The organism is Caballeronia sp. dw_19, from assembly GCF_018449515.1.
Taxonomy (GTDB): domain Bacteria; phylum Pseudomonadota; class Gammaproteobacteria; order Burkholderiales; family Burkholderiaceae; genus Caballeronia.
This window is the reverse complement of sequence record NZ_JAAVUQ010000080.1, coordinates 1-9,787: the sequence shown is the minus strand read 5'-3', so window position 1 is coordinate 9,787 and position 9,787 is coordinate 1. Positions and strand designations below refer to the sequence as shown.

General features: G+C 60.5%; 9 protein-coding genes and 1 pseudogene. 1 reads left to right on the top strand and 9 read right to left on the bottom strand.

Annotated features, from left to right (window positions below; all coding sequences use genetic code 11):
• Positions 1-246 precede the first annotated feature (246 nt).
• The 6 genes from HB376_RS40185 to HB376_RS40160 all read right to left on the bottom strand — a co-directional run bounded on the left by HB376_RS40185 (position 247) and on the right by HB376_RS40160 (position 6,776).
• Positions 247-1,383, bottom strand: coding sequence for a porin (locus tag HB376_RS40185; RefSeq protein ID WP_213769242.1), 1,137 nt, complete (start codon positions 1,381-1,383; stop codon positions 247-249).
• Between the two features lie 188 nt (positions 1,384-1,571).
• Entirely contained in the window at positions 1,572-2,924 is a 1,353-nt protein-coding gene (locus HB376_RS40180; RefSeq protein ID WP_213769241.1) for an MFS transporter, read from the bottom strand.
• Between the two features lie 44 nt (positions 2,925-2,968).
• The gene (locus HB376_RS40175) at positions 2,969-3,964 is read right to left on the bottom strand and encodes a 2Fe-2S iron-sulfur cluster-binding protein (RefSeq protein ID WP_213769240.1); all 996 of its coding nucleotides are present in this window, start codon (positions 3,962-3,964) and stop codon (positions 2,969-2,971) included.
• Between the two features lie 30 nt (positions 3,965-3,994).
• On the bottom strand, positions 3,995-5,020 hold the full coding sequence (locus HB376_RS40170) for a 4-hydroxythreonine-4-phosphate dehydrogenase PdxA (RefSeq protein WP_255631883.1): 1,026 nt from the start codon (positions 5,018-5,020) through the stop codon (positions 3,995-3,997).
• An 8-nt stretch (positions 5,021-5,028) separates the two neighbouring features.
• On the bottom strand, positions 5,029-5,499 hold the full coding sequence (locus HB376_RS40165; protein ID WP_213769238.1) for an aromatic-ring-hydroxylating dioxygenase subunit beta: 471 nt from the start codon (positions 5,497-5,499) through the stop codon (positions 5,029-5,031).
• 2 nt (positions 5,500-5,501) lie between these two features.
• The gene (locus tag HB376_RS40160) at positions 5,502-6,776 is read right to left on the bottom strand and encodes an aromatic ring-hydroxylating dioxygenase subunit alpha (protein WP_255631882.1); all 1,275 of its coding nucleotides are present in this window, start codon (positions 6,774-6,776) and stop codon (positions 5,502-5,504) included.
• A 119-nt stretch (positions 6,777-6,895) separates the two neighbouring features.
• Between HB376_RS40160 and HB376_RS40155 the strand changes: the two genes are divergently transcribed.
• Positions 6,896-7,726: an IclR family transcriptional regulator C-terminal domain-containing protein gene (locus HB376_RS40155; protein ID WP_213769237.1), complete on the top strand. Its 831-nt coding sequence runs from the start codon at positions 6,896-6,898 to the stop codon at positions 7,724-7,726.
• 313 nt (positions 7,727-8,039) lie between these two features.
• Here HB376_RS40155 and HB376_RS40150 read toward each other — a convergent pair whose 3' ends face one another.
• The 3 genes and pseudogenes from HB376_RS40150 to HB376_RS40140 all read right to left on the bottom strand — a co-directional run.
• Entirely contained in the window at positions 8,040-8,411 is a 372-nt protein-coding gene (locus tag HB376_RS40150; protein WP_213769236.1) for a type II toxin-antitoxin system VapC family toxin, read from the bottom strand.
• Positions 8,408-8,605 carry a type II toxin-antitoxin system VapB family antitoxin gene (locus HB376_RS40145; protein ID WP_213769235.1) on the bottom strand — a complete coding sequence of 66 codons (198 nt, stop codon included), beginning with the start codon at positions 8,603-8,605 and terminating at the stop codon, positions 8,408-8,410. Before HB376_RS40145 ends, HB376_RS40150 begins: the two co-directional genes overlap by 4 nt.
• A 790-nt stretch (positions 8,606-9,395) precedes the next feature.
• Positions 9,396-9,737, bottom strand: a pseudogene (locus tag HB376_RS40140) (ABC transporter permease subunit); the annotation flags it as partial.
• Between the last annotated feature and the right edge of the window lie 50 nt (positions 9,738-9,787).

Below are 9,787 nucleotides of genomic sequence, written 5' to 3'. Positions count from 1 at the left end.
AGATGCGCGTCGACGGGGTTGGACCGCGATGCACACTATCGATCGCGCCCGCGCAACGGTGTGTGATTGCGCCAAGCGCTAGCCAGGATATCCGAGATCCCTGCGGCGACCATTTCCATTCCAGCAGTGCCGAGACTACGCGCCAAGACACGCTTTGCGCATGCAGCTTGGTCCGCGAGGTAAAGCAGTCATTCCCGCCACCGCGACCGCCGACATCTCCTCGCTGCAGTCCTGGCCCCTTCAGCTTTAGAAGCGGTGACGTAACGAAAGCTTGATGGCAACTTGCGTCGGCGTAGACGACTGCCCCAGCGTACTGATTGCCGCAACTGCCGCGTGACCGGTCGAATCGACACCCGATGCACGCTGCCACACGCCGACTAGATTCAGATCGGTGCGTTTTGAGAGCGAGTAGTTCGGACCGAAATCGATCTGCTCATACTTGGCGTCGGGTGCTTTCGTGTAGTCAAACGACGCAGCGATCAGCAGCGCGGGTGTGACGGAATAGCGGCCATTAATCTCGTAGCTGTTAAAGGCCGCGTTGGCCGTATTCGGCGTAGAAGCGGTGCGCCGGATGTCCTGGAAGCGGGTGTTCGTGTAGACGAGCCCGATGCTGCCCCGCCCAATCTTGTACGACATGCCCGCACCGAATATCTGCCACACGTTCGCTGAAGCGTAGCCGCTGAAAACCGGGCTGCGGCCCGGCGTCACGTAACCGGCATCGCCCGGGGAAAGTGCGCTGTCGAGCACCGACACCGAAGGATTGTTGATGTTGTCGTAAGCGAGTGCCACGGTCAGCGGACCGTTCGCGTACTTCAGTCCGAGCGTGTAGACACGGCTCGACGCGAAGTCGCCGGCGACGCCGCCGGGCGCGAACATGCCACTCGCCTGCAGGCCGTAAAACGTTGGCGACTGATACTTCACCGCGTTGTTGACGCGAAACGTCGAGTTCAGGTCGTCGAAGTCGCCCGGATGCGTGCCGAGCCACGCCCACATCGAAGTTGCGGCAATGTCGCCGATCAGTTCTGTCATCGGGTCGTATTGACGGCCGAGCGTCACCGCACCCCAGGTCGCGCTGCTGAGCCCGACGAAAGCCTGGCGGCCGAACTCGCGGCCGCCTTGCAGCAGCTTGCCGTTCGACGTGTCGAAGCCATTTTCGAGCGTGAAGATCGCTTTCAGCCCGCCGCCGAGGTCTTCGGTGCCTCGCAGGCCCCACCGGCTGCCGCTCGTCTGTCCATTGACCGCTTCGATGTTCGAATGTCCGGACTGGTTGTTCACGTACACTAGCCCGGCATCGACAAAGCCGTACAGCGTGACGGAACTCTGGGCGTGCGCGGCGCCTGCGAGAAGCGGCAGGGTCAAAAGGGCGATTCTGGTCTTTTTCATCATGTCTCCGACGTGACAAATCCGCGTTTTCTCGCGAGAGAGCGAGAAAACGGCAGACATAGTTGAGTTTTTTTAAAGTGGTTTTTCGACGGTGGTACTTCGGTAGGTCAGCCGGGAAAGCGAACGCTATCCCGGCTGAAAGTCCGAGCCTGCGTGGATGTCCGCGCAGGCTCGGAGCTGTTTCTGAACTAGTGCGTGGTGCCCATCTCAACGGCCGCTGGACGGTTACCGTAGATGCGCCCCATAACGAACACACCAATGCCGGCGACAAGTACAGGCCACGCCGAGAAGCGGAAGATTTCTGCAGGCGTCCAGTGCGCTGAATACAGCATGCCCGCGATAAGGGGCCCCGCGATGCCTCCGAGCCGGCCGATGCCAAGCGCCCATCCCACGCCTGTCGAGCGCAGATTGATCGGGTAGTAGACGGCTGCGAGCGCGATCACGCTCTTCTGTCCTCCGCTGATGCAGAAGCCGGCGCAAAAGACCATCACCATCAGCCATGCGACGCTGCCCGAGAACGCGTTCCCAACAAGCCACATGAATACGCAGCCCGCGAGGTACATCACGGTGAGCGTCACGTACGGGCCGACGCGGTCCATCGCGAGGCCGAGAGGAACGGCCGACAGTACGCCGGCGATCGTCGGTAGCGCCGTTACCCAGACGACTGTCGCAGCGGAATATTGCAGGCCCGTGAGCATCGTGGGCAGCCAGCTCTGCATGAAGTAGAACTCGGCAAGATTCAGGAAGAAGATCAGCCAGAGCAGCATCGTCCCGGCCGACGTGCGCCCTCTGACAAGCGCCGCGACGCTCGCACGTTTTTCGCCCTGATCCTCGAGCCGGAAGGTGCTGCCGACCGGCACTTCAAGACGTGGGAAAAGCCGCAGCAACACCGCGCGCATCCGTTCATTACCTTGCGGGCGCCGTTGAAGGAACGCTAGCGATTCTGGCAGCAACCAGGCGAGCGGCACCGTCAGCGCGAGCGGAGCGGCCGCGCCGACGAGCATCAGCGATTTCCACCCGTGCATGGGCATAAGCGCGCCTGCCGTGAGCCCGGCCACGACGAAGCCGAGCGAGAAACCGCAATACACCAGCAGCACAAAGGTGGCACGTAGCCGTTTCGGTGCGAATTCGCAAGTCAGCGCCACCGCGCTCGGCGCGGCGGCGCCCAGGCCGATACCGGTCAGAAAGCGCAGGCCGATCAGCTCGGTGACGTTGCTCGTGAATACGGTCAGCAGCGTGAACACCGCGAACAGCACGCTGCTCGCCAGCATCATGCGTTTGTGACCGAAGCGCGCTGACAATGGCGCGATGGCGAGATAGCCGATCATCAGCCCGACGAGCGCGGCGGAAAAAATCGAACCGAGAATCTCGCGCGACAGATGCCAGTCCTTGGCAAGTGCAGGCACGATGTAGCTGACGGCCTGCGTGTCGAAACCGTCGAGGAACATCAGCAGCGCGCACAGCAGCACCACGATGCACTGTCCTCGGCCGACCTTCTGGCGTTCGATGACCTCGACTACGTCGATGAGTGGGGATGCCACGGTGTTTGTCTCCTTTATTATCGTGGGAAAGTGTTACGCCTTCTCTAGGGGCGTATATCTGTGTGAACGAAGGCGTCGCTGAAGAAATCGTCGTCGGGCAGGCTCGCTTTCAGGAACGTCTCGTGCGCGGCACCCGTCATGACGGGGTTGCCGCAGGCGTAGACCTGGAAGCCTGCGAGCGAGCCGAAGTCTTCGAGCACCGTCTCGTGCACGAACCCGCTGCGGCCGCTCCAGCCCTCGTGCGGCTCGGAGAGTACCGGCACGAACGTCAATTTGCCGCTTGCGTGCCACTTCCGCGCCAGCTCGACGAGATACAGGTCTTCGAGGCAGCGCGCACCCCAGTACAGATACAGGGGACGCTCACGCTTGCGTTTGATGGCGTCCTCGACGATCGACTTGACCGGTGCGAAGCCCGTGCCGGTCGCAATCAAGATCGCGGGCTTCGTCGATTCGTCCTGTAGCGAGAACTCGCCAAACGGCAGCTCGACACGCAGCTTCTGTCCTTTCTCCAGCCGGCGCAGCAAGCCTTCAGAAAACTTGCCGCCCGGCACGTGGCGAACGTGCAGCTGGACGCTGTCGCTTTCGTGAGGCGGATTCGCCATCGAATAGTTGCGGCGGCTGCCGTCTTCGAGCTCGATCTGCAGATACTGGCCGGCGCGAAACTTCGCGCGCACGCCAGCCGGCATGCGCAGTTGCAGGACGCTCACGTCGGCGGCCGGCTGCGTCACGCGATACACGGACATGTCGAGCGTCTTGCGCACGACCGGTTCACGCTTTTCGATCTTGCGCGGCGCGATCGTCATGTCCGAGGACGGCCGCAGGCAGCACAGCAGCACGCGCTCGGCGGGGCCTCCTACAACGCCCTGCACGGACGAGCGACCCGCGCCGGCCACCACTGCGCCTTCACAGGTCGAACACACGCCCTTGCGGCACGAATACGGCACGGCGTAGCCTGAACGTTCGGCGGCGTCGAGCACGGTTTCACCCGCATCGCAGCGGAACGCGACGTCGCTTTGTGCGACGGAAATCTGGTAATCCAAAATGTGGCCTCGATGAGCGATGAAGACGTTTCAGCCGGCCTGCGCGAGGAGCACGGTTCCGGTTGTGATCAGGCGGATGGCGCCGAGTAGCGGTGCTGGATCGGCGCGCAGCCCGCCGGCGATGTCGAAGCCGCTGCCGTGTCCGACGCTCGAGAACATCACGCCCGCGCCGATCGACAACGCCGCCGAATGCCGGCCGGCGCGCAGCTTGACGGGAATGTGGCCCTGGTCGTGATACATCGCGACGAATACGTCTACATCGGAATTCGCGAGCAACAGGTCTGCGCCTTGCGGTCCGACCACCGTGATGCCTTGGTCGCGCAAATTCCTCGCGGCGGGTTCGGTGATGTCTATATCCTCCCGCCCGAAGAGCCCGCCCTCACCTGCATGCGGATTGATGCCCATCAGGCCGACAGTGGGATGCTCGATGCCCATCAATTGCAGCGCCTGCACGGCGGCCCGCGCAGCGCGTTCGACGTGGCGCTGGTCGAGCCGGGCGAGAGCAGATGCGATGCCCTCGTGCAAAGTCGCATGGACGATGCGCAGGCCACCGCCGATCAGCAGCAGATAGACGTCCTCGGCCGTCATGCCCATCTCCTGCGCGACGAAGCCCGGATAACCAGCGAAGCGCACGCCCGACGCATTGATTGCTGTCTCCGAATGCGGACACGCGATCACGGCATCGACATGGCCCGCACGCGCGGCGCGAAGCGCCGCGCTGACATAAGCGAGCGTGGCGGTGCCGGCCGCGGCCGCGACCTTGCCCGGCACGAACGCATCGGCGGGCAGCGCTGCACCATCGCTCATGTCGACGACATCAATCGTGCTGGCTTCGGGCTCCGGCAAAGCGTCCGGTTGCACTTCTCGCAGCGTGAACTCAGGGCAACAACGCTGCGCATACCAGCGAATCACAAAGGCGTCGCCGAACAGGACGAGACGTGGTTGCGAATGTATATCGTGCTTGTCGTGTCTGGCGCTCGCGATCTGCACGGACGCCTTCACGGCTATCTCAGGGCCGATTCCGTTGGGGTCACCAATCGCGAGGGCGACGGTCATGGCGCGGGTCATAATGGCAGCGCCAGCAGTGTGTCGATGCGGGAGCTGTCGCACACCACGATCCGTTCCCGCAGCTTCAGACCACCCTCTTCCACGACATACACATCGCAGTATCGGCCGGTGGCGAAGAGGCTCGTCGAGCCGTCGCGCATGATGCGCGCCACCATGAATGAGGTTTCGCTGCGCACCTCATTTGCGCTTTCGTCGATGACAGAAGGCTGCCCAAGCAGGTGCCGGTAGCCGTGGCGCTCATAGATGTTGGCGTCACGCAGCGAGGCGATTCGGTCAACCAGCATGCCGCGCGAAGCCGCGTAGATCATGCTACCGGGCAGGCCGCGCTTGTAGTTGTCGGCGGTCGTGATCTTGTAGACGCATGATTGCGTGAAGAAGTCCGGCCATTGCGCGAGATCGCCGTCGTCGATGCAGCGCACGTAGTCGGCCTGTGCACGCGCGATCAGTTGATGGATGTCGTGCGCCATGTTCAATATCCCATTGCGTTGCGGTAGGCCTTCCAGAACCCGCGGATCGACGCTTCCGTCACACGGCTCGCACTGCTTTCGGCGCTGTCGCCGCCCATCTCGATCACCGAGTTGCTGTCGCTCGCGCCGTCAATGCCGCGTTGCACGAAGCCGCCGACACAACCGTCCTCCATCGACACGTATCCAGCCGGTCCCACCAGGTTCGCCTGCCGCAGGCGCGTTTCGCGCAATTCAATGGTGTCATCTTCGAAACCAAGATAGGTCCAATTCAGTTCGGTTCGCTGAGTGCCGCGCGGCAGAATCTGACGAACCGCGATCGCGTTCTGGATCTGTTGCAGCACGAAGCCAGGGAACACGGAAAGAATCTGCAGCGTGACGCCATCGCCGAACTCATCCATGCCGGCCAGCACCGAGTTGTCCTCGAGCCGATGCTCGCTTTCGGAACGGATCTTCTGATCCGCGTAATCGCTGGCGGCTTTTGCTTGCGCTGCGGCTTCGACGGCATGGTCGACGGCCGAGTAGCTAACGTGATGGCCGCCGCTCGGGTCGACGATGATGCCGCCGCGCTGCGACAGCCGATTCAGTTGGAACGTCGTGAAGAACAGATGCAGGATGCTCGCGTGATACGAGTCCTTGACGTTCTCGAAGTAGAGCTTCCAGTTGTTCGGCAACATCTGCGTGAAGCGGCCAAGCACGACCGGCGTGCGGTTCTCGAGCACGCGCGCGATGCGCTCGACGATTTCGTCGCCGAGGTATTCATCGAGCGACGGCACGTCGTCGGAGAAACTGCCGAACACGAGGCCGTGCAGCGTCGCGACGCGCAGCTTGCGCAGGCCGTGGTCGCCCACGCAGAAGTCCGGCTTCATGCCGCCCTTGCCGTCGATGCCGTCCTTGAATGCGACGCCGAGCAGATCGCCTTGCAGGCTGTAGGTCCACGCGTGATACACGCAGCTGAAATCTTTCGCATTGCCTTGGTCTTCGAGACATACCATCGCGCCGCGATGCGCGCAGCGATTCTCGAACGCATAGAGTTCGCCGTCGCTATCGCGCGTGACCACCACCGGCGCATCGCCGACGAAGGTGCTGCGGAAGTCGCCCGGATTAGGCACTTCCGCTTCCAGACACAGGTAATTCCAGTTCGGGCCGCGGAAGATTGCGTCCTGCTCGTCGGCGTAGACGCCTTCATCCTGAAAGAGCTTATAGGGCACGCGCGTCAGGCCTTCGGACGGCCACGTAATGTTGGCGCGCCGGGCTGGCACGATGGGGATGATGTTCATTGCTCACTCCATGTATTACAGGGCCGTTTAACGTCGCCGGCCTTCGTCTGCGGCTCCGAGTTGACGGACTCGATTGAATGTGTTCGAATACCGTACATTGTTCGATATTTAAATCAAATATGACATCCATCAAAGAACCTGTCAATGTGCAGGGGGGCATTTCGTCGCCTGTGGAAGGCGTTGAATTGAGTGGCAAGGCCCGTGTGAAGGAAGGCATGGCGGGCTTGGCCAAGGGGCTCGCGATCATCGAGGCGTTCAATGCGTCGATCACACGCATGACCGTGTCGGATGCCGCTCATCACGCTGATCTGAGCCGCCCCGCCGCGCGCCGCTGCCTGCTGACGCTTGTCGAACTTGGTTATTTGGCACACGACGGCAAATTCTTCACGCCGCTGCCACGGATGCTCAGGCTTGGGAGTGCTTACCTCAGCACGTCGTCGTTAACGCAAATTGCCCAGCCGCTTCTTGCGAGTGCGCGCGACGAGTTGCAGGAATCGGTGTCGCTTGCTGTCATGGACGAGGGTTATTCGGTGTTCATTGCCCGCGCGGAAGCGATCAGGATCGTGTCGACCGGAGTCAAGCTCGGGGGAAGACTGCCTGCATATTGCTCGGCGACCGGGCGCGTGCTGCTGTCGGGTTTGTCGGAAGACGAGATTCGCCGGCACCTCGACCGTGTCCCGATGAAACACCTGACCACTCGCACGCTCGGGAATGTGGACGCCGTCACGCAGGCAGTGAAGCGTGCGGCGCAAGACGGCTATGCAATCAGCAATGAGGAACTGGAAATCGGCATGTGCGCGATGGCAGTGCCGGTGAAAAATCGCAGCGGCGAGATCGAAGCCGCACTGAGCGTCAGCGTGTTTTCCGGACGCGTAAGCGTGACAACATTGGAGCAAACCTATCTTCCGGTATTGCTTGCGGTGGCTGCGCGGCTGCAACGTTCGCTCTGATTTTTTCGGCCGATTGCCCGCTCTTCACAAGCCATGATTGCATCGTTTTTGTATATCGTGCAGTGAGATGCTTTATGGCATTTCTGCGCTTGTCGAGAGCGTGGTCAAATGGCTCGCGCGATGGCGCGATGTTAACCAGGAGTCTCCCTCGTGACAAAGATTCGACCTGGAAGGACGGGACAAGCCCGTAGTGAATGTCTTCACAGATTGCACCCAATAAACCGACTGGTGAACCACATTTCATCCATCGCCGCGTCGTGCTCGTCGTAGCTCATGGTTTTCCTTGCGCCGGTAGCTCCGGCTCTTCCGCTATCTAATGCGCGAGCATCGCGCCGAGATTGAGTTCATCCGCAACTTTCTTCAAACGCTTGTCACGCGTCCAGATGGTGATGCCGGGTTGCAGGCGCGCGGACGCCAACAGTGACGTGTCGACATATCCAATTCCACGATTGAACAGACCTTCGCGCTCGATCAGATAAAACGTCTCCTCCGGTGTCGCAAGTGGCGACCGTGGCAAATCGAGCAAAGCGCCAAGCACAACGTCACGGTCACGCAGACTACCGAGTGAAATCTCACCGATCACGTATGGATGAGCCAGCACACGTTCCTCGGCAAGGAGAGTAGTCAGCATAGGATCAGACGCGTTGATGTGGTCAATCCAGACTGACGTGTCGACAAGAATCATTCGACGTCCTGCCGGCGTCGTGGTGCCCCTTTGATGCCCGGCTCGCTACCGCCAAGATTCGCGAGTCGTTTCGCGGCTTCTCGCTGGATCAATGCCTTCAGCGCTTCGCGCACGAGGGCTGTTTTTTCCTCAACACCCGTGTAGGCTTGAGCCTTGGCGATCAAGTCGTCATCAAGCGCAATAGTCGTACGCATGGGATTCTCCGCAAATATGAGCACCAATTATAGCATCATTTGATGCCCAAAGCGGCCCATTTCGCGTCTCGTAATGAGCGCGTTTTGCCCCAGCGGTCCGATGGAGCTGGGTGCGAAAACGGCTAAACCGCTCGCGAAGGCATGCCAGATATCCCCGCGGCATGCCTCGATTGCCACGACTTCGATGTACCTGCATGGCGACGAAATCCAGCGCGCGAAGCAAATGAATCAGGCCTTCGCGGCCCGAAAATAACGTCTAACCCGCCTGGACCGCCGAATTTTGCAGCAACGCCGATGCAATGCTTCGGTGAAGTGGTCCATCGTGCTTGCGAGATGGCCGAAGGCGTACGCGTAATGAGCGCGATCCGGGCTTTGCGTAAAGCAGAATCCTGGCAGGTCCGGCGCGACGACGTGATATCGATCCGCGAGCATAGGGATCAACTTTGACGTCTGGCTTTTCTCCCCCCTCAGTTGGGCGTTGAAGTCATTTCCCCGCAACTTCTCCAAGTGGCTTGACAAAGCTTCATTGCAATGTTGTTCAATGTCGACAGCATGCCTGCCCGATGATCTGGAGATCATCGGGCAATTTAGAAAGCGTCAGCAGGTCAAGTGGCCGGCTGAGCATTCGCTTTACCACTCGCCAGACCTAATATGTACGCGAGTTCCAGTGCTGTACCTTTCATACTGGAATTCAAACGTTTCGACCACCATTTGGCTGCTTCAAATAATATCGCCGTGGCTCAGTGGTCAAATCGAACAGCAGCACATACCTCTTCTGTTAGCCGCTGGCTTACGGCTCGTGTTGATCGACGGGGCGATACCACGGGCAAATGCCACGTTCCAGCAAGGCAATAGCGTAAAAAAGTGCGACGCCCATAATCGACAGGAGAGTCATGGCACTAAATACCAAGTCCGTGTTCATTGTGCTTGAGGCAGTCAAAATCACAAAACCGAGCCCCGTGTCGGAACCCACGAACTCTCCGACAACTGCACCGATCACAGCAAGCGTCATGGAGACCTTCATGCCGCCAAAAAGATACGGCATAGCAAACGGCAACCTGATCTTAATGAACGTCCGAAGCATTGGCGCGCCGTAAGACCGGCTCAACTGCAACATCTCTTCCGAGACAGAACTAAGCCCCGCGGTTTTGTCGCAATAGGGCGTTCAGGTAACCTTGCTCG

Bases quoted from the DNA above. Each gene is read 5' to 3' on its own strand.
- HB376_RS40185 (WP_213769242.1), bottom strand. From the start codon at position 1,383: ATGAAAAAGACCAGAATCGCCCTTTTGACCCTGCCGCTTCTCGCAGGC.
- HB376_RS40170 (WP_255631883.1), bottom strand. From the start codon at position 5,020: ATGACCGTCGCCCTCGCGATTGGTGACCCCAACGGAATCGGCCCTGAG.
- HB376_RS40165 (WP_213769238.1), bottom strand. From the start codon at position 5,499: ATGGCGCACGACATCCATCAACTGATCGCGCGTGCACAGGCCGACTAC.
- HB376_RS40160 (WP_255631882.1), bottom strand. From the start codon at position 6,776: ATGAACATCATCCCCATCGTGCCAGCCCGGCGCGCCAACATTACGTGG.
- HB376_RS40155 (WP_213769237.1), top strand. From the start codon at position 6,896: ATGACATCCATCAAAGAACCTGTCAATGTGCAGGGGGGCATTTCGTCG.
- HB376_RS40150 (WP_213769236.1), bottom strand. From the start codon at position 8,411: ATGATTCTTGTCGACACGTCAGTCTGGATTGACCACATCAACGCGTCT.
- HB376_RS40145 (WP_213769235.1), bottom strand. From the start codon at position 8,605: ATGCGTACGACTATTGCGCTTGATGACGACTTGATCGCCAAGGCTCAA.